This window comes from Rossellomorea marisflavi (assembly GCF_009806575.1).
Classification (GTDB): Bacteria; Bacillota; Bacilli; order Bacillales; family Bacillaceae_B; genus Rossellomorea; species Rossellomorea marisflavi_A.
In genome coordinates this window covers 387,141-413,515 of the sequence record NZ_CP047095.1, presented here as the reverse complement: position 1 = coordinate 413,515, position 26,375 = coordinate 387,141, and the positions used below count along the sequence as shown (strand labels likewise).

The window sequence follows — 26,375 nt, the reverse complement described above, 5'->3', positions numbered from 1 at the left end:
GCAGCGGAAGGCGCTTGACTCCTGCGGAATAGGAGGAGTGGCGAGACCCCGCAGGCACGAGGAGGCTCGACGCCCTCCCCGCTGGAAAGCAAGCGCCTGCAGCGGAAAGGAACGGACCCATCCCACTGCTTCCTCATAAAGAATTGAAAAGCCCTAACCATCTCCTCTAAACAAACAGCTGGATTAGATTTGTTTACCTTTCTATCCCAAAACTAGAACCAAAGAGTGCATTGCAGCGAAAGGAACGGACCCCATACAACGGCTTCCACAAAAAAAACCGAACGACCACCATCCCCAATAAGAGGATAGACAGTCGTTCGGAAATATCTTTTAGCATATGGATCACTTAGCGTTTCTTGATCTCCTGCAAGAGAAGCTTATTGACCATCGGCGGATTCGCCTGACCCTTTGTCGCCTTCATGATCTGGCCGACAAGGAATCCAATCGCACGATCCTTACCGTTCTTGAAGTCCTCGATGGACTGTGGATTCGCATCCAGTGTTTCCGTCACGATCTTGAGGAGGGCACCCTCATCGGAGATTTGGACAAGTCCCTTCTCCTTCACGATCACTTCTGGATCTCCACCGTTTTCCACAAGCTCCTTGAACACTTTCTTCGCGATCTTGGAAGAAATCGTCCCCTTCTCGATCAAGCTGATCATTCCAGCAAGACCTTCAGGTGTCAAAGCGATATCGCTGAGCTCTTTTTGCTGGGCATTCAGGTAAGCAGAAACCTCACCCATGAGCCAGTTGGACGCCTGCTTCGAGTCTGCACCCTTGGCGACAGTCGCTTCGAAGAAGTCGGACATTTCCTTCGTGAGCGTCAACACCATGGCATCGTATGCCGGCAGTCCCATGTCTTCCACGTAGCGCTTCTTACGTGCGTCTGGAAGCTCAGGGATCTCGGCGCGGATGCGGTCCATCCACTCTTGGTCGATATGAAGGTTCAATAGATCCGGTTCCGGGAAGTAACGATAGTCATCCGATCCTTCCTTGACACGCATGAGGAGGGTTTTACCCGTCGATTCATCGAATCGGCGCGTCTCCTGCTCGATGATGCCTCCTGAAAGAAGGACTTTCTCCTGGCGAACTACTTCATGCTCAAGACCCTTCTTGACGAAGTTGAATGAGTTCAGGTTCTTAAGCTCTGCTTTTGTACCGAATTTCTCCTGACCGATCGGACGGAGGGAGATGTTCGCATCGCAGCGGAGGGATCCTTCTTCCATCTTACAGTCGGAAACACCGGTGTATTGGATGATGGATTTCAGCTTTTCAAGATAGGCATAGGCCTCTTCCGGTGTACGGATATCCGGCTCTGATACGATCTCGATAAGGGGCGTACCCTGACGGTTGTAGTCGACAAGTGAATACCCGTCTCCTGAGTGCGTCAGTTTACCGGCATCTTCTTCAAGGTGAAGTCGGGTGATACCGATGCGCTTCTTCTCGCCGTTCACTTCGATTTCGATCCAGCCGTTTTCACCGATCGGCTTGTCAAACTGGGAGATCTGGTAGGCTTTCGGATTATCAGGATAGAAGTAGTTCTTTCGGTCGAACTTCGTATCCGTGGCGATTTCACAGTTGAGGGCCATGGCGGCCTTCATGCCGAATTCGATTGCGCGCTTATTGACCACGGGAAGGACACCCGGGTAGCCAAGGTCGATGACATTCGTATTCGTATTCGGATCGGCACCGAAATGGTTCGGAGCCGGAGAGAACATTTTACTGTCCGTCTTCAATTCTACGTGGACTTCAAGTCCGATTATCGTTTCAAAGTTCATCTTCTATTCCCCCCTTACAGTTGTGGTCTTTTTTTATGGAAGTCCGTTGCCTGTTCGAATGCATGGGCAACGCGATAAATAGTGCTTTCGTCGAAATGCTTTCCGATGATCTGAAGACCGAGCGGAAGACCTGTGGAAGAGAAGCCGCATGGGACAGAAATCCCCGGCACTCCTGCAAGGTTGACCGGAATCGTCAGGATATCGTTGGCATACATGGTGAGTGGATCGTCGATCTTTTCACCGATTTTGAATGCAGGTGTCGGCGTCGTTGGCCCGAGGATGACGTCGAACTTCTCGAATACATCTTCGAAATCCTTTTTGATCAGCGTGCGTGCCTGCTGTGCTTTTTTGTAATATGCATCATAGTAGCCTGAGCTTAGGGCGAATGTTCCGAGCATGATCCTTCTCTTCACTTCGTCCCCGAAGCCTTCAGCACGGGTTTTCTTATAAAGGTCGAGAAGATTGTCTGCATTCGGTGAGCGGTAACCGTAGCGCACGCCGTCGAAGCGGGCAAGGTTTGCAGATGCTTCAGACGATGCAAGGAGATAGTAGGTCGCCACACCATACTTGGAATGTGGAAGGGATACTTCTTCCCACGTTGCACCAAGTCCTTCAAGGACCTTCAAGGAAGCAAGGACCGCCTGACGCGCTTCTTCGCCAACGCCTTCTCCGAGGTATTCTTTCGGAACGGCGATCTTCAGGCCTTTCACGTCCCCTGTGAGGGCAGCTGCATAATTAGGTACTTCGACGTTTGCAGATGTAGAGTCATTGGCATCCACGCCCGCGATCGCCTGAAGGAGATACGCATTGTCTTCTACGTTCCTTGTGATCGGTCCGATCTGGTCAAGGGATGAAGCGAACGCGATCAGTCCGAAACGGGACACGCGGCCATATGTCGGTTTCAACCCGACTGTACCTGTGAAAGCTGCCGGCTGGCGGATCGATCCACCTGTGTCGGAACCAAGGGAGAATGGCACTTCGCCTGCAGCAACAGACGCAGCGGATCCACCTGAAGAACCGCCTGGTACCGTGTCAAGATTCCAAGGGTTGCTTGTCTTTTGGTAGCCTGAGTTTTCAGTGGAAGAACCCATGGCGAACTCATCCATATTCAGTTTCCCGATCGTGATGGTTTCGGCTGTATGTAGTTTATTGATGACAGTCGCATCATAGATTGGATCGAAGTTCTCAAGGATCTTACTTCCCGATGTCGTACGAAGGCCTTTCGTGACGATGTTATCCTTGATTCCGATCGGCATACCGAATAGAAGGCCTTTGCTTTCATCTGTGCCGAGCTTTTCATCAAGGGCTTTTGCTTTATTCCGTGCATTCTCTTCATCCAATGTGAGGAATGCCTTTACTTTATCTTCTACATCGCCGATACGCTTGTAAGATTCGCTTACGAGATCCGTTACCGATACTTCCTTCTTATGAAGAAGTTCGTGAAGTTCTGATAATTTATGGTCGAATAATGACATGTGTATCCCTCCTTAATCCAATATCGATGGTACGCGTACCTGTCCGTCTTTGTGATCCGGTGCATTCTTCAATACGTCTTCGCGTGGCAGACCGTCGACCGGCTTGTCCTCGCGCATGACATTCTTCATATCCAGTACATGGCTTGTCGCGTCGACACTGGACGTATCCAGCTCGTTCAACTGCTCAGCGAAGCCGATGATGGCGTCAAGTTGACCTGTGAATCGTTTTACTTCATCTTCTGTGATGGCCAGTCGTGCCAGGTGGGCAACGTGCTTCACCTGCTCTTCGGAAATTCTGGACATTCTGTTCACCTCCGGGTAATTTCGAACACTTGCAATACTATTGATAATACCAAAGTTCACTTTGTGAAAGCAACTACAAGTCTAGGCTTGATAACGCTTAGACAGCTGTTTAACCAAGCATTTCCTCGGTTACAAAAAAACCTCAACGATCCATCCTGTCGAAGAAAAGAGGATTCCATCGGCGATTGGACGAAATAGTGGAGGAGGTGTATGCTATGAAAATATATGAGTTCAATAAAGAATCCGGTAAAACCATAACCCGGTTCAACAGCAGCGGGGTGACGATCCACCCCCTTTTGAAGCCCGATTCACCTTTCCAGATCGGATATTTTTACCTTGAGGAAAAAAGCGTCATCGGAATGCATCCGGCCATGTGCGACCAAGTGCTTATGATCACGTCCGGCAATGGATGGGTAAGGGTGAAGGACGGGGAAAAGCTTCCGGTAAAGGCCGGAATGGCTGTGTATTGGAGCAAAGGCGAAGAGCATGAATCAGGGTCTGAAACGGGCATGACCGCCATCGTCGCGGAAGGTTCGGACTTGGACCCTCAGCGCTTCCTGTCTTCCTTTTAACCGGGGGATTAATCAAGAAAGGATCCTGCTTTATGCGAATACTTGCATCACTGATCGTCGGCTTCCTTGGCGGCGGCTTATTCACTCTTCTCCATATCCCGTTATCGTGGATGCTCGGGGCCATGGTTTCCATGTTCATCGTGAAAAAATGGGGAAGGTTCGACCTGAAATGGCCACCTCTGCTGAGGAATCTGGCCCTCGTCATCGTCGGATATTCCATCGGTCATTCCTTCAGTAAACGGACCGTGGTGGAGATCTTCACGCAGCTCCCCACCATGCTGTTGATGACCATCTTCATCATCGTGTTCAGCATGGGTCTCGCATTCATCATCACCAAGACGACGGGAATCAACCTGGCCTCCACCATAACGGGGAGTGTGCCGGGAGGGTTGTCTCAAATGGTGGTCCTCGGGGAGGAAATGAAAAATGTGAACCTGACGGTGGTGACGATCCTTCAGGTTGTAAGGGTCCTCAGTGTCGTATGTATCGTCCCCTTTCTCGTATTCAGCCCCTTGCTCGGAGGCGAGGCAGCGAATACGTCAGGGGTCCCGCCGACAGATCCGGCGTCGTTCCGTTGGGAACTGTTGCTCTTTTTCGCAGTGGCTGTCATCACGGGGCTTTTTGCGAAGAAGATCCGCTTTCCTACTCCCTTCCTCCTCGGCCCGATCCTGGTGATCGGAGGGTGCATGATCGGAGGAGCGGGGGTGCCGGATATGCCCGGAGTGTTCATCATCCTGGCCCAGCTTTCCCTTGGGATCTACTTCAGCTTCATGCTGGATATCTCTCCTTCAAGGCAGTTGACGGCCTTCATCCTTTGGTCGGTCGTCACCTCGATCGGTCTGCTCGCCTTTTCCATCGGGCTCAGCTTCCTGCTCAGCAGCTGGCATCATATCTCCTTCATGACGGCCTTCATCAGCCTTTCACCGGGGGGCATGGCAGAGATGGCCCTGCTGGGTCACGCAGTCGGAGCCGATCTATCCATCATCACCGGTTACCATCTGTTCAGGATCCTGTTCATCCTGTTCCTCATGCCGCCCGTGCTGAAGGCGATCTTCAAGCTTCCATATTTCAAGGAACCTGACAACCCTAGAAGAGCATCTTCTTGATCGAAGAGAGGATGCTCTTCTTCTTTTTGACTTCTTCCTTCTTCTTCAATGACTTTTCCTGTACAAATATCTCTTCTTTGTCGATGGCTTCATTGTAGGCCAATACAAGCCCAACATCCGTCTCGGTCTCCATATTCGTCACCATGGAGAAGGAGATGTTGAATGTATCGGCAAGTTTGATGTATTTTGAGAGGAAGGTATAGCTCATTGAACCGTTCAGAAGGAGCCTGGCCTCAGGGTTCTCCTTAAGGGCTTCCTGCACTTCCTTATAGACGCCCTTTTCCCTTACCTGACTCTGCGTAAGAGCCACGACAACACGCTCGCGCAGCGACCCTAAAAACTTCCTTCTTTCATCGGGCTTCGTCTGCTTCTGCCCATATATTCCATTTTCTAAATAATCATCCATTGTCGGTTTACTCAAAACCAGGCACCTCCAAACGTAATCAATCATAGGCTTTCCTACACTCTATGTTCCCATGTGTATGCATGATAATCCTTGATTGCTTCCTTTTTGTTCAAAGGAAAAGGCCCGCTTCCTTTTAGGGAGCGAACCTTTTCCTATCACGACGATTCATTTTATCCGATAAAGTACTGTTTTTCAATACGTTTTTTACACTTTTTGAAAGTCGCTTCAACCCGCACCGTTATAGGACGGATTGGAGGATGGCCTTCTGGACATGGAGGCGGTTTTCAGCCTGCTGGAAGACAGCCGATTGCGGTCCATCAATGACCTCTGCGGTGACCTCTTCCTCACGATGGGCCGGCAGGCAATGAAGGAAGCTGGCATCTGGTGCTGCCTGGCTCATGAGACCGGCATTCACTTGATACGGCGCAAATGCTTCCATGCGGGTTTCCGTCTCCTCTTCCTGCCCCATGCTCGCCCATACATCCGTATAGACGATGTCCGCACCGGATACGGCCTCCATGGGGTCATAATGCAGCGTATAGCTCCCCCCGTTCAGCTTGGCCAGCTGCAGCGTCTGCTCCTGGATTTCCTTTACAGGCTCATACCCTTCCGGACAGGAGACGACGACGTCCATCCCAAGCTTTGCCGCAAGGATCATGAACGAGTGGGCGACATTGTTGCCATCCCCGATGAACACAGCCTTGACCCCCTTGAAGCTTCCTTTCAATTCAAGGATCGTCAGGACGTCTGCCAAGGCCTGGCATGGATGATAGGTGTCACACAGACCGTTGATGACAGGGACGGTAGCATGCTTTGCAAGCTCGGTGACCGTTTCGGTGTGGAAGGTCCTGATCATGATCCCGTCTACATAGGAGGATAACACCTTTGCCGTATCGGCAATGGTCTCCCCCCTTCCAAGCTGGATATCTTTCGAGTTCAAGTAGATGGCGTGCCCTCCCATTTGGAGCATGCCGGCTTCGAACGAGACCCTTGTGCGGGTTGACGATTTCTCGAAGATCATGGCGAGGGTCTTCCCTTCCAGCTTCTTGGAATGGGGCTGTTTCTTCAGGCTTTGGGCAAGATCCAGCAGCTCGAGGATTTCATCCGTCGAGTAATCGAGCCAGGTTACCACATCACGCCCCTTGAACGCATTTCCCACACTTTTTAATGCTGTACTTGATTTCATACTCCGTTCACTCCCTGCTTGATTTTGTATTCGGTCAAACGGATCGGTGTCCCGCCTGCCCCCTGACTCCTGATGAACGCGAGGAGGGTGGCTGGCTCCGTGATCACGGTGATCCCGGCCTCCAGAGCTTCAATCCTTTTCGCCTTGCCTTCTTCTGAGCGTTCGTCATTATAGTAAAGGGCTGCCCCGTCGGACTTCACCCAGCTTTCAAATCCGGTTGTTCCAGAGGTCCCATGCTTCACAAGATCACTGTCCTTCGCATCTACAAAGATCGTCCCCCCTGCCTCCATTTCATCATGAAGGGTGACGAACACTTTATGCAGTGCCTCCTCAACCGTACGCCCGATGCAAAGCCCTTCTCCAGTCGACTTCATATTGGCTCCCAGAGTCTGATCCAGTTCGGGTAGTGCATGGGAAGAGAAGACAGGATACTTCACCCCTTTGACGTTTACATCCTGAACGGTTGGTACATCGAATGCCTCCAGCTCCGCTGACGGATCGGCAAGGAGATCAATGGCCATGTCGACGAGTGGATAGCCGATGACCTTGCTTACGATCGGGATCGTCCGGCTCGCCCGCGGGTTCACCTCGAGCATGAGGAGCTCGTCATCTTTCAGAAGGAACTGGATATTCATGAGTCCTTTATAACCAAGGGCCGAGATGAGGCTATCGGCGTATTCGCCGATCCTTGCCACGATGTGCTCCGGGACCGACTCTGAAGGGAAGATGGACATGCTGTCGCCGGAATGGACCCCTGCCCGTTCAATATGCTCCATGACGCCTGGTATGTAGGCTTTTTTTCCGTCCGCTACCAGGTCCACCTCGACTTCCCCACCTGCTTTAAACTCATCGATCAGGATCGGGAAGTAGGATGCCTCCGCTTCTTCCAACAGTTCCTTCAGTTCCCCTGCTGTCTCCACTTTGACCATCCCTTTTCCGCCTATTACATAAGAAGGGCGGCACAGGAGCGGATACGTGAGGGTCTTCGCCACTTGGATGGCTTCACTTCTGCTATGGCAGATATCGCCCTTCACATGAGGGATATCCAGTTGGTCGAGTAGATCGTAGAAGCGTTCGCGGTCTTCAAGATGATCGATGGTATCAAACGATGTGCCGAGAAGCTCCACTCCGTGTTCTTCAAGATCCCGTGCAAGATTCAATGCAGTCTGGCCCCCGAACTGGACGATGACGGCATCGATGGACTCATGGGCAATGATGGCCAGGATGGATTCCTTCGTGATCGGCTCAAAGTACAGGCGATCAGCCGTTTCATAGTCCGTACTGACCGTTTCCGGATTGTTATTGACCGTGATGGTCGTATATCCGTGTTCCTTCAGGCGCTGTATGGCCTTGACGGCGCTGTAATCAAATTCAACGCCTTGCCCGATCCTGATCGGTCCGGCTCCGATGATCAACACCTTTTTCTCCCCTTCCAGGGGTTCGATTTCATTTTCACCATAGTAGGTCGAGTACACGTAGTTCGTGACAGCTTCGAATTCACCGGCACATGTATCCACCATCTTGAAGACCGGTTTGAGAACTTCCTTCCATGATGCAACCAATTCGGGACTTTTCCCCGACAAGGCCAAGATTTTATCATCTTCAAACCGCTGCTCTTTGGCCTGCTTATAAAGGTGTTCGTCCAAATTGCCGTTCTTCAGGCTGCTTTCGGTTTCCACCAGATGCTGAAGTACGCCAAGGAAAAGGGAATCAATCTCCGTCTTCTCATGCAGCTCCGACACGGAATACCCTCTCCTCATCAGCTCAAGTAGTTCGAAGAATCGGAGATCCGTCGCCACGCCGATCCTCTGGAGCAACTCTCCGTCCGTCACCTCTCCTTTGAATTCAAGCCCTTGAGAAGATATATCCAGGGATTGTACAGCCTTATGGAAGGCCGCCTCCATGGAGCGCTCGATTGCCATCACTTCCCCCGTCGCCTTCATCTTCGTCCCCAGGACGCGGTTGGCTTCCGGGAATTTATCGAACGGCCACCTCGGGAACTTCACCACCACGTAGTCGAGGGCCGGTTCGAAACTTGCGAAGGTCGTCCGGGTGAGGGGATTGATGATTTCATTAAGCGTATAGCCTACGGCAAGCTTCACGGCGATCTTTGCAATCGGGTACCCGGTCGCTTTTGATGCGAGGGCCGAAGACCTGCTTACCCGCGGGTTCACTTCGATCACATAGTATTGGCTGCTGTAAGGGTCTAAAGCAAACTGTATATTGCACCCACCGATCACTTCGAGTGCATCGACGATATCGAGGGCTGCCGTCCTCAGCATATGGAATTCCTGATCGGTCAAGGTCTGCGACGGGGCCACCACGATGGAATCCCCCGTATGGACACCCACTGGATCGAAGTTTTCCATATTGCACACCGATATACAGTTTCCTTTCGAATCTCTCATGACCTCATACTCGATTTCCTTGAAGCCTGCAATGCTCTTCTCCACGAGGAGTTGATGGATCGGGCTCGCCTTCAATCCCGTCCCGACAAGCTTTCGGTATTCTTCCTCGGTCGCTGCAATACCGCCACCGCGTCCCCCGAGTGTATACGCCGGACGGACGATGACCGGATAGGAAACGGTCTCTGCGAATGCAAGGGCCCCTTCCAGATCTTCGACGATGGCACTTTCCGCAACGGGGTGCGCCAGTTCATTCATCAGATCACGGAATTTCTCACGGTCTTCCCCTTTTTGGATCGAAGGAACCGATGTACCAAGCAGCTTGACGCCATGACCATCGAGAATGCCTTGTTCATGGAGCTGGACAGCCAGGTTCAATGCCGTCTGCCCTCCAAGGTTCGCAAGGATCCCGTCAGGCTTCTCGAGTTCGATGATCTTCGTAAGGGACGGGACCGTGAGCGGCTCACAGTACACCTTATCTGCATACGTCGTATCCGTCATGATCGTTGCAGGGTTATGGTTCACAAGGACGACTTCATAGCCTTCTTCTTTCAGGGCCAGGCACCCCTGCGTCCCGGAATAATCGAATTCCGCCGCTTGGCCGATAATGATGGGGCCTGAACCGATGATGAGGATCTTCTTTAGTGTTGGCTCTTTAGGCATAGATTTTCTCTCTCCCTGACTTTGTAATGGATTGATGGAACTGTTCGAATATCCAAGCTGCATCTTCCGGGCCTGGACGGGCTTCCGGATGGAACTGGACGCTCACGATCGGCTTGGTCCTGTGCTGAAGCCCCTCAAGGGAGCCATCATTCACATTCCGGAAGCGCGGATACAGCTCCGTGCCGGCAAGGCTCGCCGGCTCAACAACATAGTTATGATTCTGGGAAGTGATGAACACTTTACCCGTCTCTCCATCGATCACGGGGTGATTCGCTCCCCGATGGCCGAACAAGAGCTTCTCTGTATTCCCGCCGAGGGCAAGGGCGATAAGCTGGTGACCGAGACAAATGCCCAAGGTCGGCACCTCGAGGATCTTCTCCTTCAGCACGGGCAAAAGCCCCGTCATTTCCTTTGGATCCCCGGGTCCGTTGGAGAGGACCAATCCGTCGTACTCAAGATGATCAAGCTGATGGATCTGGTGGAAAGGGACCACCGTCACGGAACAGTCCAACTGAAGTAAACTGTTGACGATGGACTTCTTTACGCCGAAATCGATGACGGCAATATGGGGATTCCCGCTTCCTTGGCGCTGCAGGGACTGAGCGGCCACCCGTCCGATCTGACCGGTCAAATGTTGTTTCGATGGCATAACAGGTGTATGGGATATACAGGCATTCTGACTGCCTCCCTGCCGGATCGATTTGACTACCTGACGGGTATCGACTCCCGTCATATGTGGGATTTCCCACTTCAAGAGGTACTCCTTCAAGGAAGAGTTGGCGTGATAATGGGAATACACATCCGGCGTCTGTAGCATGATCACACCCTTCACCTGGGGCTTCATGCTTTCGGAATCATCATCGTTGATCCCGTACTGGCCGATCAGGGGATAAGTAAAGACGACAATCTGATCTTTATACGACGGATCGGTCAATACTTCCTGGTAGCCTGTCATTCCAGTGAAAAATACGATTTCTCCCAATGCGGGACCCTTCCCGCTCATGTGAACCTCCCCCTGAAAGGTGAGGCCATTTTCCAAACATAGATAACCCGGCATGGGACTTCCTCCTTGGTGTATGAATTAATATTAATAAATAAGTATTTTTATACATTTATAATCAAAAAAAGAACGAGAATCAAAGGTGGTCTGCCTGATGACCGACTGTACGGCCGGTCACCTGGCTCTCCCTCCTTACACCACGGCCGTTGCCTTGCCGAGTGCTTCTTCTACTTTTGTTACCGCTTGGTCGATCTCATCCCGGCTGACGGTCAATGGCGGCAGGAGTCGGATCACCTTCGGACCAGCCGGGAGCGTCAGAAGTCCGTTCTCCCTGAGATCCGCGATGATGCCCCCTGCTTCCGACTCAAGCCCGATCCCGATCATGAGTCCGTTCCCCCTGATGGAGACGTTATGATTGGACAGCTTATCGTTCAGTTCCTTCATGAAGTAAACTCCCTTATCCTTCACTTCCTGTAAGAAAGAAGGGACGAAGATCGTCTCAAGTGTTGCTTTGGCTGCAGCCATTGCAAGGGGATTCCCACCGAACGTGGAGCCGTGTGTGCCAGGTGAGAATGAAGCAGTGAGGGCCTTCTTCCCGATCATGGCGCCGACAGGAAAACCGCTACCAAGCCCCTTCGCCGCCGTGACGATGTCAGGATCCAGATCATGATGCTGGTATGCAAATGGTGCACCCGTACGGCCGATACCGGTTTGGACTTCATCGACGATGAGGAGCGCTCCCCATTCACTGCACTTCGCTTGGACTGCTTTTAGAAAAGAGGATGTACCCGGAATCACGCCCCCCTCGCCCTGGATGATTTCCACCATGATGGCGGCTATCTCGTCACCCTTGATGCCTTCAAGGGCCGATTCGTCGTTATATGGTAAATAGTCAAAGGAAGGTGCCAGGGGGCCAAAGCCGCTGTGCACCTTTTCCTGACCGGTGGCGCTCATCGTGGCAAACGTCCGACCATGGAAGGATTGTTTGAACGTCAGGATCTTCGTTCTACCCGTGTGCTTCTTGGCCAGCTTGATGGCGGCTTCATTCGCTTCGGCACCGCTGTTGCAGAAGAATACGGCGTCAAGATCCGTGTTTTCCGTCAGAAGGGCTCCGACCTCTTCCTGGGCCGTGATGGGGAACAGATTGGATACATGCCACACCTTCTCCAGCTGCTCCTTCACCGCCTCTTTCACCACTTCGGGAGAGTGCCCGAGATTGCATACGGCTATGCCTGATATGAAGTCGAGATACGAGCGCCCTTCCCCGTCCTTCACGACCGTCCCTTTACCTGAAACCAGTTCAAGTTCCCAGCGATTATACGTGGGGAATAAATGACTCATAATCGATTGACTCCTCCTGCTTGTATGATTTTCGTCCCGACAATCTTCCCTTCTTCGTAGAGGCTCCCTTTCCCTCCGACAATCATGACTTCCTTCATGCCTGAATCAAGGGTGGAAACAGCCGCTTCGACCTTCGGGATCATCCCGCCGTAAATGGTTCCTTCCTCCACAAGGGAGTGGATGCCCTCCACTGTGGTTTCACGTATAAGATCGCCGTCCTTCAGGATGCCCGGGACGTCCGTGACCAATAATAGCCGTTCAGCCCCGAGACCTGCTGCGATCGCCGAAGCGCCGAGATCGGCATTGACGTTCACCTTCACACCGTCGGATGTGACGGCCAAGGGGGTGACAACGGGAACGTATCCAAGGGAAAGGAGATCCTCAAGAAGGTCGGCCTGCACCTTCACCACTTTCCCCACCCGTCCGAGGACCCCCTCATTCAGGAATTCGGCAAGAAGGAGACGGCTGTCGTAGCCGCACACACCCACGGCTTTTACGCCGGAGTGATTGAAGCGGTGGGTCAGATCACCATTCACTTTTCCTTTCAGCATCTGCTCTGCCACCTCGAACACTTCATCCGTCGTCTTCCGTTGACCGTTGATGAAGGTGGAGCGGATGCCGAGCTTTTCGAGCATCCCGTTGATTTCCGGTCCGCCTCCATGGACGATGACCACATGATAGTCTTCAGCCATGGTAGCGATGCTGTCGATAAAGGATGATGGAAGCTGAGACATGATGCTCCCCCCCACTTTGACGACGACCGTTTCCTTATGTCCGGTAGCTTGCATTGATCTTGACGTAGTCATAAGTCAGATCACACCCCCAAGCCTTCCCTACACCGCTACCTTCCTGAAGGATGATGGAGATGCACACTTTTTCATTTTTCATATACTCGCTCACCAGTGCTTCATCGAATGCCTGGGGTGTTCCAGAGGTGAAGACGAGCGTCTCGCCGATGAAGATATCGCAAAGCTCAGGCTGAATCTTGATGTCGCTGTGGCCCATGGCTCCTACGATGCGTCCCCAATTTGGATCCCCTCCGAAAAGAGCCGTCTTCACCAGGCTGGAACCGACGACCTTTTTGGCTACGACATTGGCTTCACCGTCGGTATGGGCCCCTTTGACGGACACTTCGATCAGCTTCGTGGCACCCTCTCCATCGCGCGCGATCTGTTTGGCAAGGTCTTCACACACAAGGGTCAGCGCCTCTTGGAAAGAGGACCAATCAGGGTGCTGCTCGTGAAGTTCTTCATTCCCGGCCAGTCCATTGGCCATCACGACCACCATATCATTCGTCGACGTCTCCCCGTCTACGGTGATCTGATTGAACGATCCGTCGATGGAGGTCTTCAGGGCGGCTTGCAGGGCAGGAGTCGAGATGGAGGCGTCCGTTGTGACGAATCCGAGCATCGTTGCCATATTCGGATGGATCATCCCTGAACCTTTTGCAGAGCCCCCGATGGTGATGGTCTCTTCACCGACTTTCACCCTGTAGCATGACGTCTTTTCGATGGTGTCCGTCGTGAGGATCGCCTGCTGGAATGCAGCGGCTCCTTCCTGTGAATCCGTCAGTTCGACCTCCTTGCACCCCCGCTCCATCTTATCCATCTGAAGCCATTCCCCGATTACACCGGTGGATGCGACAGCGATGTATTCTTCAGGAAGCTGCAATCGCTCCGCCATCCACTCCCTTGTCTGATAGGCGTCCTTCAAACCCTGCTCGCCGGTGCATGCATTGGCAATTGCGCTGTTGACGACAATGGCTTGCAGAAGCCCTTTTTTCCCGATGCTTTCCTGGGTGACTTTGAGAGGAGGAGCCTGGAAGTGACTCTGGGTATAGACCGCCCCGCAGTTCGCCGGTACTTCGCTGTAAATGACCCCGAAATCTTTTTTTGCATAACGGAGTCCGATATGAAGTCCTCCGGCCTGATAGCCTTTGGGAGAAAGGATCGTTCCTCCCTGTACCTTCACAATCTCCTCTTTCTCTTTGACTTTCATGGTTTCTCCTCCTCTTAAGGATAAATTGGATAGTGATGCAGCCCTGTCGTTTCATGCCAGCCGAACATCATGTTCATATTCTGGACCGCCTGACCGGCTGCACCTTTCATCAGGTTGTCGATGACAGATACAATCGTGACGCGGCCCGTCCGCTCGTCCATGGACAAGCCGATGTCGCAATAGTTGGTCCCGAACACCTCTTTTGTCCCTGGGAACCCTCCTTTGGGTCGTACCCGGACAAAGGAATGGTCATCGTAAGCGTCACGGTAGGAAGCGAGGAGCTCTTCAGTGGAAGAAGGATCCTTCAGCTCCACATAGATCGTCGCCATGATGCCCCTCGTCATGGGCACGAGATGGGTGGAAAAAGTGATCGGCCCCGTATCGGGATCCCATTCGTGAAGCTGCTGTTCGATTTCCGGTGTATGCTGGTGCTCATGTACTTTATAGATACGGAAGTTCTCATGGGTTTCCGCGAAATGACTAGAGAGAGAGGCTTTGCGCCCTGCACCGGAGAGTCCCGTCTTAGCATCGATGATGACACTGCCCGGTTTGATCTTCCCGGCAGCAGCCAGTGGGTACAGGCCAAGGAGTACAGCGGTCGGGAAGCAGCCGGGATTGGCAATCAACTCGGCATCCCTGATCACACGGCCGTTGCACTCAGCCAGGCCATACACAGCCCTTTCAAGGATGTCAGCGGGTGCTGCTTCGCCGTGGTACCAGTCTTCATAGGCTCCGTGTCCTTTCAGCCGCAAATCTCCCGAAAGGTCGATCACCTTCGCCTGGCCACCAAGTAGTCCGGGTGTCATCTTCTTTGAAATTCCGGAAGGCGTCGCCAAGAAGACCACGTCGAGGCCCTTCATTTCATCTTCATCGATCGGATGGACACGTTGTTCACTGATCCCATAAAGATGGGGATATTGGTCCGTATAAGGTGTTCCGTCAAGGGAGGACGAGTACAGGACAGACTCCCTGACTTCCGGATGGTTGGACAGCAGCCGGTACAACTCGACGCCCCCATATCCCGTGCTCCCGACAATTCCAACTTTCATTGCATTCACCACTCACATATTTTTTAAATTAGGTATAATTATAGGTATGTATATTAATAAAATCAATAGTATATTTATAAATAATTATTTTATTTAAATAGTTTGGTAATTGGTCCCCGTTTTTTACCTGAATATAGGTGACGTTGGTCCGTTACCCCTGATCTGCACAATGCGTCCTTACATGACCAGATGGAATAATCATTCATCCCGATGCATAAAAAATCCGTCCGCTGCGTGCGGACGGATTCCCGTCGAATCAGAATTGTGCTGCTTCAGTGGAGCCTTTGAGGGCGGTGGTGGAAGAATTCCCGCCTGTGATGACCATGGACACTTCATCGAAGTACCCGGTCCCGACTTCCCTCTGATGCCTTGTGGCTGAGTACCCATGCACCTCGCTGCCGAATTCGGCTTCCTGGAGTTCAGAGTAGGCTGCCATCCCGCGATCCCTGTATCCCCTGGCAAGCTCGAACATGCTGTGATTCAGCGCATGGAAGCCGGCGAGGGTCACGAACTGGAATTTGTAGCCCATGGCGCCGAGCTCCCTCTGGAACTTGGCGATGGTCTCATCGTCCAGCTTCTTCTTCCAGTTGAAGGACGGGGAACAGTTGTAGGCCAAAAGTTTTCCCGGGTATTGCTCATGGATGGCTTCTGCAAACCGTCTTGCTTCTTCCAGGTTCGGTTCGGACGTTTCACACCAGATCAGATCGGCAAATGGGGCATAAGCGAGTCCCCTGCTGATGGCCTGGTCCAGTCCCGACCGGGTCCTGAAGAAACCTTCCGGCGTCCTTTCACCCGTGATGAACGGGGCATCATACGGATCGACATCACTGGTGATCAAATCGGCGGCATTGGCATCCGTCCGCGCGATGATGATGGTCGGGACTCCTGATACATCGGCGGCAAGCCTGGCAGAAATCAGATTCTTCACAGACGTCTGGGTCGGAAGAAGGACCTTCCCGCCAAGATGGCCGCATTTCTTCTCAGATGACAGCTGATCCTCGAAATGAACGGCTGAAGCCCCCGACTCGATCATGCCCTTCATCAGTTCGAATACGTTCAGCTGCCCCCCGAATCCGGCTTCGGCATCCGCTACAATCGGTACGAACCAATCGATGGATTCATCTCCTTCTACATAGTGGATCTGATCGGCACGCTGCAGGGCCTGGTTGATCCGCTTGACCACCGACGGAACGGAATTGGCGGGGTAGAGGCTTTGATCCGGATACATCTGCCCTGATAGATTCGCATCTGCTGCCACTTGCCAGCCGCTCAGATAAATGGCTTTCAGACCCGCCCTCACCTGCTGGACAGCCTGATTGCCCGTCAGTGCCCCGAGGGCGTGGACATAGGATTCCTCATGAAGGAGCCTCCAAAGCTTCTCCGACCCTTTCTTCGCGATCGTATGCTCGATATCCATACTCCCCTTCAAACGGATCACGTCTTGAGCCGAGTAGGGCCTCGTGACTCCTTTCCACCGCTCTTCTCTCTCCCATCCTTCTTGAAGCTCCATTACCCGCTCATTCATCGACTTCACCATTTCCAACACTCCTTTTTGTTTCATCCCTTAGGATGGTTATATGAATTTCGTTCTTCCCGTTTTCCTTAGAGAATCTCATAGCCTTTCAGCGTCAAAAACTCTTCGAACCTGTCATTCCTGATCAATTCATCGAACAGTTCCACCGCTTCCGGGATGCGTTTCTCTTCATACGCGGTGCCAAATTCTTCTTTGATTCTCGTAAGCTCTTCCTGCTTGATGGCTTCATAGAGTTCCATTGTCAGCTTCCGTCCATCTGCAAGGACGCCATCCGGATGCCTGATCCACTGCCATAGCTGCGCCCTGGATATCTCGGCGGTTGCTGCATCCTCCATCAGGTGGTTAATCGGTACGGCCCCCTGCCCCTTCAGCCAGGCAGATACATAGCGGATCCCCACGTTGATATTAAGGCGAACTCCTTCTTCCGTGATCCCTCCATCCGGCAGCTGGAGGAGATCCTCCGCTGTGATCTGAAGACCGGTCAGACGTTTATCCGCAATCTGATTATCCCCGGGCATCTCCCCGTCAAACACGTCTTTTGCGACCTGTACCAGCCCGGGATGAGCGACCCATGTGCCGTCATGTCCGTCCCTTGCTTCCCGTTCCTTATCCTGTCGTACCTTCCGGAAAGCTTCCTCGTTCTTTGCGGGGTCGCCTTTAATGGGAATCTGCGCCGCCATTCCCCCTATCGCCGGTGCCCCTCTCCGGTGACAGGTCTTTATCGTAAGCAGTGAGTAGGCCCGCATGAACGGTGCTGTCATGGTGACGGTGGAGCGATCGGGAAGGACTCCCTTCGTGCGGAATTTTTTGATATAGCTGAAGATATAATCCCAACGGCCACAGTTCAGGCCAGCCGAGTGCTCTTTCAGTTCATAGAGGATTTCATCCATCTCAAACGCAGCGGTGATGGTCTCGATCAGCACCGTTGCCTTGATCGTCCCCTTCGGCAGTCCTACCGCCTCCTGGGAAAAGACGAACACATCATTCCAGAAGCGGGCTTCCTGGTGACTTTCAAGTTTGGGAAGGTAGAAAAATGGCCCCCTCCCCGTCCCGGCGAGCTTCCGCCCACTGTGGAAGAGATGCAGTCCGAAATCAACCAGTCCAGCGGAGAGAGGTTCACCGTCCAGCTCAATATGCTTCTCCTCCAGGTGCATCCCCCTCGGTCTGACGATGAGTACGGCCCCTTGCCCGTTGAGCCGGTATTCTTTCCCGCCGGGCTGGCTGTAGCGGATCGAACCGTCTACGGCATCCCGCAGATTGATTTGCCCTTCCATGACATTCTGCCAAGTCGGAGATGTCGCATCCTCCAGGCACGCCATGAAGCATTTGGCCCCGGAGTTCAACGCATTGATCATCATCTTGCGGTCGACCGGACCGGTGATTTCCACCCGGCGATCCTTAAGGGCTTCCGGCAGTTCATCCACCTTCCAGGCAAGCTTGCGGATATGCTCCGTCTCGTTCAAAAAATCTGGGGATTCCCCTTCATCAAAGCGTTTCTGACGATTCTCCCTTGCTTCGAGCAGTTCCTTCCGCCTTTGACCGAAACGCCTTTCCAGCTGTTCCAAGAATCCCAGTGCTTCATCGGTGAGAATCTCTTTGTATGATTCTTCACCCTTTATTCTCATGCCATCCACTTTGGTGTCCATCCTTACTCATCACACCTTCCACTCTGCATTGTTATAATACAGTTTATTTAACATGTTTGTATTGTATAACAGATAAATCTGTTATGGAACACCTTTTTATCGCATATCGTTCGACAAATCTCGCAGAACAGCAAAAAACCCCGTCCTTTCAAGGACGGGGTTCATGCTTATTCATAGATATGGACGTAGGTTTCCTTGCTTCCTTTTTTCTTCACGATGAGGGCTTCGGGCCCGTCAGAAGAGGAAATGGTCAATTCCATGTCCCAGCTTTCAGGCACATGTTTCGTGATCATAGAGGAAAGATGCTGGGCAAATCCAATGGTTTCGGTCTTCCCTTCAAAGGTGAGGGCGACTTCAAAATTCATTTTTGCCAGTTTATCATCTTCATATAGTGCTTGGCCGGTCAAACCCGTATACACGGGGAAGTAATCCTCCACATCATCTTTCAAAGTCTTGAACACTTTGTAATCATTCGGATGGGCATCGGCCGCTTCCGGTGAAGGGAAGAGATAATGGCTTTCGTTGACATCATTCCATTTCTGGATTGTGTCTTCTCCGTTCCCTGCTGTCGAGTAGGCAAAGAAATGACCGGGTACGCGTTCATCTTTCGGCGCCTGCTTGTAAAGGGCAATCATGATCGGGGCGTTTTTGAGTCCGTCTTTCTGACGAAGGCGTTTCACGACCTCTTCAGCCATCTTCATTCCTTGCTGCTTCAGCTCGTCATTGCTGATATTCTTGACGGTCCTGGCACCGCTGGACATATTCGTTTCATACTGGACCGAGTTCAGGGAGAGGGCGATTACAACCCCTCCAAGCTGAACACTTTTCCCATCATCGGTCTTCTTGAGATAGTTATGTTCTACAAGATGGGCGAGGTAGATCGGTTCTGTGTCGCCGTCCTCCTGGACAGGATTCAGCCCGACATTCTCTGACTCCTTCATCTTCTTATCCTTCAGCTGCTTGCTCGTATACTCACGCTGCAGCCAGCTGTCTACGGTTTCCTTATCGAGGTATTTCCCTTCTTTGAAAAAATACTGGTCTGTAGGGAATTGATTCTGGGCAACCCGCATAAGCCCTGTCTCGATTTCATTGATATCATATCGTGATCCGAGGTCGTTTACGACAACGCCACGGGTTTCACTGGTCTCATAAGGCAGCATCGTCTTGTAATAGTCTTCTGAAATTTGAAAGCTCGGTATAATCGCTTTCTCTCCTTCATCGGCTTTGTTCTCTTGAACGACCTGATCCTGCTTCTCAAACGTCGGTGCACATCCTCCCAGTAGGAACAGTACGGAGAGAGCGGCCACGATTCCTTTTTTCATTCGTTGCTACACCTCTTATCGGTTTAGTTCTTCCATCAGCTTATCCTCATCCCAAACCTCGATCTCCAGCTCATTGGCCTTCGTCAGCTTGGAGCCTGCCTCTTCTCCGGCAATGACGAGATCGGTCTTCTTGCTCACGCTTCCTGTCACTTTGCCTCCTAGGGCTTCGATCCGTTCTTTCGCTTCATTCCGGCTGAGCTGTTCGATCTTTCCTGTAAGAACGATGGTCTTTCCTGCGAAATAGGAATCCACGTCGCTTGCAGCAACCGGTTTCGGGCCTTTATAGTCCATGTTCACTCCGGCATCCTTCAGTTCGAGGATCAGCTCCTGCACTTCTTCGTTTTCGAAATAGGCAACCACAGCTTCTGCCATCTTCCCGCCGATTTCATTGATGGCTGTCAGTTCTTCGGCAGATGCCGCGGAAAGCTTGTCCATCGTCCCGAATTCCTGGGAGAGGGTCTTTGCAGCTTTGGCACCGACGTGACGGATCCCCAGGCCGAACAGCAGCTTCTCGAGTGAATTCTTCTTCGACGCTTCGATGGCAGCAAGGAGATTATCAACGGATTTCTCCCCCATCCGTTCAAGGGCCAGGAGCTGATCGCGTTCCAGTCGATACAAGTCGGCTACATCTTCAATGAGCTGTTCCCTGAACAACTGGCTGATGACTTTCTCTCCCAGCCCGTCGATGTTCATGGCATTCCGTGAAACGAAATGGATGAGTCCTTCCCTGATCTGAGCAGGACATTTCGGATTGATGCACCGGAGAGCAACCTCTCCTTCCAATCGCACCAGTTCGCTTTCACATTCCGGACAGTGGGTCGGCATGGAGAATTCCTGTTCTTCGCCGGTACGCTTTTCTTCGAGTACGTTCACCACTTCAGGGATGATGTCCCCTGCCTTTTTGATTACGACGTGGTCGCCGATCTTGATGTCTTTCTCCCTGATGAGGTCCTCATTATGTAATGAGGCACGCTGAACGGTCGTCCCTGCAACCCTTACAGGTTCGAGGATTGCAGTAGGTGTCACCACGCCTGTACGCCCGACGCTCAGCTCAATGTCCTTCAGGATCGTAACGACTTCTTCTGCAGGAAACTTGAAAGCAATGGCCCATCTTGGACTCTTCGCCGTCGTCCCGAGCTCACTCTGTTGATCGAGGGCATCCACTTTGATGACGATCCCGTCGATGTCATATGAGAGATCAGGGCGGCCCTGCGTCCATTTCTCCACGTATTCCAGCACTTCCTCAATCGTGGCACACCGTTTGCGCTCCGGATTTGTCTTGAATCCAAGCTCATCCAGCCGGTCGAGCCCCTCGCTGTGCGACTCGATTCCCATATCCCCGATTTCCGCCAAGGCATAGAGGAAGATATCCAGATTCCGTGAAGCGGCGATTTTCGGATCAAGCTGACGAAGGGAGCCAGCCGCCGCATTACGCGGATTGGCAAACGGTTCTTCTCCCCGCTCCTCTTTCGCTGCATTCAATGCTTCAAACGACCGCTTCGGCATGAACGCCTCGCCCCTCACTTCAAATGCGGCCGTTTCTTTCACTTTCAGGGGAATCGAGCGGATCGTCTTCAGGTTGGAAGTGATGTCTTCTCCGATAGAACCATCTCCCGGGTAGCACCCTGAACGAAGCGGCCATCCTCATAGCGGAGGGAAACGGCCAGACCATCGATCTTCAGTTCGCATACGTAGGAAAAATCGTCGCCGACTGCCTGGCGGACACGTCTGTCGAAATCCCGTAGATCCTGCTCGTTGAAGGCATTCCCGAGACTGAGCATGGGCGTCCTGTGCTCGACTTTTTCAAAGAAATCAAGGATTGCCCCCCGACCCGTTGCGTAGGGGAATCCGGTGACTTCAGGTCCGGAAATTGGTCCTCAAGTTCGATGAGCTCCCTCAGACGCTGATCATATTCTGAATCCGGAACCGACGGCTTATCGAGTACATGATATTCGTAGTTATACTGATTCAAGGTTTCGTGCAGCTCCTGCACGCGCTTTTCAGCTGATTGTCGTTCCATTTCCACACAGCCCTTTCAGACGATTTGTAGGTTGATCACACTTTTTCAATCGGGGCGAATTTCGCCAGCAGACGCTTGATCCCGGTTGGACTTGGGAAGGCGATGTCGAGTTCGACGCCGTCACCGGATCCTTTCACGCTGACCACGGTGCCTGTCCCCCATTTCTTATGCTGCGCTTTGTCACCGACCTGCCAGCTTGCAGCAGCTCCTCCTGATGCCGGTGCCGGACGTGAAACCGGTTTTCTCGGCGCCGGGCGCGCTGCCGGGCGGGATGACTGGAAGGAGATCGCGCTTTTCTTCTCGGTCATCACATTATCCAGCAGGTCTGCAGGGATTTCATTGATGAAGCGCGATACAGGATTCATCTTTGTCTGCCCGAAGAGCGTGCGCATCTGGGCATTTGAAAGATACAGTTCTTCCTCGGCACGGGTGATGCCGACATACGCAAGCCTGCGCTCTTCCTCCATCTCGTCTTCTTCCATAAGGGATCGACTGTGAGGGAATACCCCTTCTTCCATCCCCATCAGGAAGACAACAGGGAACTCAAGCCCCTTCGCCGCATGGAGCGTCATCAGGATGACGGCATCCTTCGGCTTATCGTCTTCATCCAGCTTGTCGATATCGGCTACAAGGGCGAGGTCGGTCAGGAAGGCCACCAGGCTCTTGTCTTCATTCGACTTTTCGAATTCCTTCGTGACCGAGAGGAACTCGTCCAAGTTCTCGAGACGGCTCTGGGATTCGATGGATTTCTCTGCCTTCAGCATGTCATTGTATCCCGACTTATCGAGTATCTCTTCCACGAGTTCGGTGACGGACAAGTATTCCTGCATCCCTGTATAGCCTTTGATCATTTCCTTGAATTCAACCACGGCTTTTGTGATTTTCGGGCTCAAGCCGATAAAATCAGCTTCTTCAAGGGCCGTGAACATGGAAATATCATGGTCCTGGGCATAGCGGGCAATCTTATCGAGGGACGTCGCCCCCACTCCCCGCTTCGGTACGTTGATCACCCTTTGAAGGCTGATATCATCATCGGGATTGGAGATGAGGCGCAGATAGGCCAAGATGTCCTTGATCTCTTTACGATCGTAGAACTTGATTCCGCCGACGATGGCATATTCGATATTCGACTTGAGGAGAACTTCCTCCATGACACGGGACTGGGCATTCGTCCGGTACAGGATGGCAAAGTCGGAGTATTTCCGCTTTCCGGAATCCACCATCTCTTTGATTTTCCCCGTTACGAACTGCGCTTCGGACTGCTCCGTATCCGCTCTGAAATAGGAAATTTTCTCGCCGTCATGATTTTCCGTCCACAGGTTCTTCGGCTTACGATTCGAGTTCTTCTGGATGACTTCGTTCGCCGCCTGGAGGATCCGCTTCGTCGAGCGGTAATTCTGCTCGAGGAGGATCACTTTGGCCCTCGGATAATCCTTCTCGAAGGATAGGATGTTGGCGATATCGGCACCCCGCCATTTATAAATGGACTGATCGGAGTCACCGACGACACAGAGGTTCTGGAAGCGTGACGCCATGAGTTTGACGAGCATGTACTGGGCCCTGTTCGTATCCTGATACTCATCCACGTGGATATATTGGAATTTGCGCTGATAGAATTCAAGCACTTCCGGCACCCTTTGGAACAGCTGGATCGTCGTCATGATCAGATCATCGAAGTCGAGTGCCTGATTCTTCCTTAGGCGCCTCTGGTATTCCGTATAAACATCGGATACGACCTGATCGTAGTAGCTCCCTGCATTCTTCGCGAATTCTTCAGTAGGGATCAGTTCATTCTTCGCTGAGCTGATCGAGCCGAGGATCGATCGTGGATCGAATTTCTTCGGATCGATGTTGCGGTCCTTCAGGATCGACTTGATGACGGACTGCTGATCCGTCGTATCGAGGATCGTGAAGTTCCGGTTGATGCCGATCCGGTCGATATCCCTTCTGAGGATCCGTACACACATGCTGTGGAAGGTCGAGATCCAGATACTCTCGGATGCGCCCCCGAGGATATTCGTGATCCGGTCCTTCATCTCCCTTGCCGCTTTATTGGTGAACGTGATGGCCAGTATATTATAAGGATTGACTCCTTTTTCCACCATCAGATAGGCAATCCGGTGGGTCAACACCCGCGTCTTCCCGGAGCCTGCACCTGCCATGATCAACAGCGGCCCGTCGGTCGCCTTCACGGCTTCTGCCTGCTGCGGATTCATCCCGTTCAATAATCGATCAGTCAAAAATTGCATTCTCTTCACCACCATAACGAACATACGTTCTGTTTTTTATCATTATACTTTATGCTAAGGCCAATGGCTACTTTTATCCTTTTACAGCTTTTACGGTTTTGAGCGCTTCTTTCAGATTATCATACACGGCATTCCCGACCACGATCACATCGGCAATGTCTGCCATCTCCTTTGCCTGTCGGGCATTCGAGATGCCCCCGCCGTAAAAGAACGTCGTCTCATTCAGGGCACCGCTCACTTCTTTGACGGTTTCGATATCCCCATACTTCCCGCTGTACTCCAGGTAGAAGATCGGCAGGTGGAACATCTCTTCGGCCATGCGGGCATAGGCAGCTGCATCCTCAGCATCAAGGGCGCCCGTTGCGCCGGTCAGCTGTGCCGCCTTGCAGTCGGGGTTCATGATGCAGTAACCTTCCACAAGGATCTCCTCCCAGTTCATGATCTCTCCGTATTCCTTCACGGCTTGATGATGCAGTCCCGTTACCCAATCGGTGTCGGAACTATTCAATACCATCGGGATGAAATACAAGTCGAAGCCCGGTGTCAGGGATTCCATATTTGAAACTTCAAGGATACAGGGAACCGTATAGCGCCGCACACGAGCCATTAAATCCAGGACATTCTCAAGGGTCACACCGTCCGTTCCCCCTACCAGGATGGCATCGGTCCCGGATTCACAGATGGCTTCAAGCTCTCCATCTTCTATGGTTTTGTTCGGATCTAATTTAAACACATGGCTCCACTGCCGGACATCATACATACTGTCGTTCCTCCATTCATTCTTCCATCTAACGTATTATATCATTTACGGACAGGCATCGCATACCATCGTCGGCTGTAAAAAAGTTGAAGAAATCCGTCGCCGGACAAAAAAAGAAAGACGGCTGCAATCAGCTGTCTTCCTCGTTATCGTCTTTTTTATGAACGCGGTCGAGCACAAGTTGATACGTATCGTTCCCATAGTTCAAGCAGCGCTTAACACGTGAGATGGTGGCAGTACTGGCACCGGTCTCCGTTTCGATTTTATGATAGGTATTCCCGTCCTGAAGCATGCGTGCCACCTCAAGGCGCTGGGCCAGTGATTGAATTTCATTGATGGTACAGAGGTCATCGAAGAAACGATAGCACTCTTCCAGATCCTGAAGTGAAAGGACGGCATTGAAGAGCTGATCGAGCTCTTTGCCCCGAAGTTTATTGATTTGCATAGTGGTATACTCCTTTATTTGCTAAAAATTAGTGCCGTAACGCGCAGAGAAGAAGATCATCTTCCTTACTCATAGGATACGGCTTCCGACAGTCCCGGGGAATCGGGGATCACAGAGATCCACGTGTGGCCCGGGTGGAAAGGAATCGGTTTTCCGTCCTGATAAGGAAGGATGCGCCCTCCTTCGTTCTTCCAGTTGACGTCCCGGAGGATGCCATCCTGAATCAGGTAAGCCTTCCCTCCGCTTTCAAAGTCGATCATCCGCCTGCCCGAGGTGTCGACGACCTCATGACGCGCTTGGATGATCAGCAGATTCTCGATGAAGACGGGGTTCTTTGTTCCGTCTTCCACGGTTTGGTCGCCTGCTGAATACCGTTCATATTTGCCTTCATCACTGTTATAGATGAAAGTGGAATCGAACGAAGGATCCTGATAGGACACCATGATGGAGCCTGCAGCCTTCCCTTTTGCCGGATCATCCGAGAAAGCGAGATTCTTGGGTGGGGCGGAAAGGTCATACCCCAGATCATCGGCACCCTTCTTGATGTTCTCGAACGTGATATAGGAATTATGGGGTGCCTTACGTGAGCTTGCCCGTTTGAACAATGTACCATCATAGCTGATTCCATTCAGGTTATCAACAGAGCCGCCCTGAAGGATCTTTTTCGCATCAGGAGAATAACCATGTGCGATGAACAGACTGTCATACCCCTTTGCGAGACTGATGTAATAATCCCTTGCACTCCTTACAGGACCGACATTCTCAGGCCTTTCGCTCTGAAAAATGGCCAGAAAACGCGTAATGTTCCCTTCAGCGAGGATTTCATAGACGATATCCGCCTTGGATAAGCCTGATTGCGGTCTTGCCTTCGGATGATTATTGATCATGACGGCGATGGACCTGCCATCTCCTTCATCCTGGACTTCCCCTGTTAGAGGAGAGTGGGACTCAGCACCTGTCTTATCTTCTGATACTGGGACGGCATCTTCATTGTCAGTCGGATTCGTTGGCTGATTTGAGCTGCATGCGACAAGTGTGAGCACGCTTATGGCAATGGCCATGAATCGAACAAGCATGCTGAACACCCCTATTTTATTAAAATGAACTTACTTTCATAT

General features: G+C 52.0%; 20 protein-coding genes and 1 pseudogene. 2 read left to right on the top strand and 19 right to left on the bottom strand.

Annotation, left to right across the window (positions count from 1 at the left end):
* Positions 1 to 346: 346 nt before the first annotated feature.
* Genes gatB through gatC form a run of 3 tightly spaced genes read right to left on the bottom strand, consistent with a single transcriptional unit; the run spans position 347 to position 3,555 of the window.
* Positions 347 to 1,777, bottom strand: coding sequence for an Asp-tRNA(Asn)/Glu-tRNA(Gln) amidotransferase subunit GatB (gene gatB / locus D5E69_RS02190; RefSeq protein WP_048007534.1), 1,431 nt, complete (start codon positions 1,775 to 1,777; stop codon positions 347 to 349).
* A 14-nt stretch (positions 1,778 to 1,791) separates the two neighbouring features.
* Positions 1,792 to 3,252, bottom strand: a complete 1,461-nt coding sequence (gene gatA / locus D5E69_RS02185; protein ID WP_048014878.1) for an Asp-tRNA(Asn)/Glu-tRNA(Gln) amidotransferase subunit GatA — start codon at positions 3,250 to 3,252, stop codon at positions 1,792 to 1,794.
* Positions 3,253 to 3,264: 12 nt separating this feature from the next.
* A complete protein-coding gene (gene gatC / locus D5E69_RS02180; protein WP_048007532.1) occupies positions 3,265 to 3,555 on the bottom strand; it encodes an Asp-tRNA(Asn)/Glu-tRNA(Gln) amidotransferase subunit GatC in 291 nt (96 codons plus the stop codon).
* Positions 3,556 to 3,770: 215 nt separating this feature from the next.
* Here gatC and D5E69_RS02175 point away from each other — a divergent pair, with 215 nt between their 5' ends.
* Both D5E69_RS02175 and D5E69_RS02170 read left to right on the top strand, forming a co-directional pair.
* Positions 3,771 to 4,127 (top strand): cupin domain-containing protein, encoded by a 357-nt coding sequence (locus D5E69_RS02175; RefSeq protein ID WP_048007531.1) that lies wholly within the window; start codon positions 3,771 to 3,773, stop codon positions 4,125 to 4,127.
* A 32-nt stretch (positions 4,128 to 4,159) separates the two neighbouring features.
* Complete coding sequence (locus tag D5E69_RS02170) at positions 4,160 to 5,233, top strand: AbrB family transcriptional regulator (protein WP_048007530.1); 1,074 nt, start codon at positions 4,160 to 4,162, stop codon at positions 5,231 to 5,233.
* Here the strand turns inward: D5E69_RS02170 and D5E69_RS02165 are convergent.
* The 16 genes and pseudogenes from D5E69_RS02165 to D5E69_RS02090 form a co-directional block, all read right to left on the bottom strand.
* Complete coding sequence (locus D5E69_RS02165; protein WP_231578691.1) at positions 5,214 to 5,654, bottom strand: YueI family protein; 441 nt, start codon at positions 5,652 to 5,654, stop codon at positions 5,214 to 5,216. The two genes, D5E69_RS02170 and D5E69_RS02165, sit on opposite strands and share 20 nt — an antisense overlap.
* 223 nt (positions 5,655 to 5,877) lie before the next feature.
* Positions 5,878 to 6,825 carry an ornithine carbamoyltransferase gene (argF, locus tag D5E69_RS02160; RefSeq protein ID WP_048012153.1) on the bottom strand — a complete coding sequence of 316 codons (948 nt, stop codon included), beginning with the start codon at positions 6,823 to 6,825 and terminating at the stop codon, positions 5,878 to 5,880.
* Positions 6,822 to 9,893: a carbamoyl-phosphate synthase (glutamine-hydrolyzing) large subunit gene (gene carB / locus D5E69_RS02155; RefSeq protein ID WP_048014877.1), complete on the bottom strand. Its 3,072-nt coding sequence runs from the start codon at positions 9,891 to 9,893 to the stop codon at positions 6,822 to 6,824. The genes argF and carB overlap by 4 nt, the downstream gene beginning before the upstream one ends.
* The gene (locus D5E69_RS02150; RefSeq protein WP_048007526.1) at positions 9,886 to 10,950 is read right to left on the bottom strand and encodes a carbamoyl phosphate synthase small subunit; all 1,065 of its coding nucleotides are present in this window, start codon (positions 10,948 to 10,950) and stop codon (positions 9,886 to 9,888) included. The genes carB and D5E69_RS02150 overlap by 8 nt, the downstream gene beginning before the upstream one ends.
* A gap of 135 nt (positions 10,951 to 11,085) precedes the next feature.
* Entirely contained in the window at positions 11,086 to 12,234 is a 1,149-nt protein-coding gene (argD, locus tag D5E69_RS02145) for an acetylornithine transaminase (protein ID WP_048012150.1), read from the bottom strand.
* Positions 12,231 to 13,022 carry an acetylglutamate kinase gene (argB, locus tag D5E69_RS02140; protein WP_048014875.1) on the bottom strand — a complete coding sequence of 264 codons (792 nt, stop codon included), beginning with the start codon at positions 13,020 to 13,022 and terminating at the stop codon, positions 12,231 to 12,233. Before argB ends, argD begins: the two co-directional genes overlap by 4 nt.
* Positions 13,003 to 14,232, bottom strand: coding sequence for a bifunctional ornithine acetyltransferase/N-acetylglutamate synthase (gene argJ, locus D5E69_RS02135; protein ID WP_048007523.1), 1,230 nt, complete (start codon positions 14,230 to 14,232; stop codon positions 13,003 to 13,005). Before argJ ends, argB begins: the two co-directional genes overlap by 20 nt.
* 14 nt (positions 14,233 to 14,246) lie before the next feature.
* Positions 14,247 to 15,281, bottom strand: a complete 1,035-nt coding sequence (gene argC / locus D5E69_RS02130) for an N-acetyl-gamma-glutamyl-phosphate reductase (protein WP_048007522.1) — start codon at positions 15,279 to 15,281, stop codon at positions 14,247 to 14,249.
* Between the two features lie 256 nt (positions 15,282 to 15,537).
* Positions 15,538 to 16,842 (bottom strand): isocitrate lyase, encoded by a 1,305-nt coding sequence (aceA, locus tag D5E69_RS02125; RefSeq protein WP_231578690.1) that lies wholly within the window; start codon positions 16,840 to 16,842, stop codon positions 15,538 to 15,540.
* A 41-nt stretch (positions 16,843 to 16,883) separates the two neighbouring features.
* Positions 16,884 to 18,461, bottom strand: coding sequence for a malate synthase A (gene aceB / locus D5E69_RS02120; protein ID WP_048014872.1), 1,578 nt, complete (start codon positions 18,459 to 18,461; stop codon positions 16,884 to 16,886).
* 167 nt (positions 18,462 to 18,628) lie between these two features.
* Positions 18,629 to 19,783, bottom strand: a complete 1,155-nt coding sequence (locus D5E69_RS02115; protein ID WP_048012146.1) for a CamS family sex pheromone protein — start codon at positions 19,781 to 19,783, stop codon at positions 18,629 to 18,631.
* 15 nt (positions 19,784 to 19,798) lie between these two features.
* Positions 19,799 to 21,803 (bottom strand): annotated as a pseudogene (gene ligA / locus D5E69_RS02110) (NAD-dependent DNA ligase LigA).
* A gap of 35 nt (positions 21,804 to 21,838) precedes the next feature.
* Positions 21,839 to 24,052: a DNA helicase PcrA gene (gene pcrA, locus D5E69_RS02105; RefSeq protein ID WP_048014871.1), complete on the bottom strand. Its 2,214-nt coding sequence runs from the start codon at positions 24,050 to 24,052 to the stop codon at positions 21,839 to 21,841.
* 73 nt (positions 24,053 to 24,125) lie between these two features.
* Positions 24,126 to 24,812 (bottom strand): heptaprenylglyceryl phosphate synthase, encoded by a 687-nt coding sequence (gene pcrB, locus D5E69_RS02100; RefSeq protein ID WP_048007517.1) that lies wholly within the window; start codon positions 24,810 to 24,812, stop codon positions 24,126 to 24,128.
* A 130-nt stretch (positions 24,813 to 24,942) separates the two neighbouring features.
* Entirely contained in the window at positions 24,943 to 25,257 is a 315-nt protein-coding gene (locus tag D5E69_RS02095) for a YerC/YecD family TrpR-related protein (RefSeq protein WP_048007516.1), read from the bottom strand.
* Positions 25,258 to 25,322: 65 nt separating this feature from the next.
* Positions 25,323 to 26,333: a DUF3048 domain-containing protein gene (locus tag D5E69_RS02090; protein WP_048014870.1), complete on the bottom strand. Its 1,011-nt coding sequence runs from the start codon at positions 26,331 to 26,333 to the stop codon at positions 25,323 to 25,325.
* Between the last annotated feature and the right edge of the window lie 42 nt (positions 26,334 to 26,375).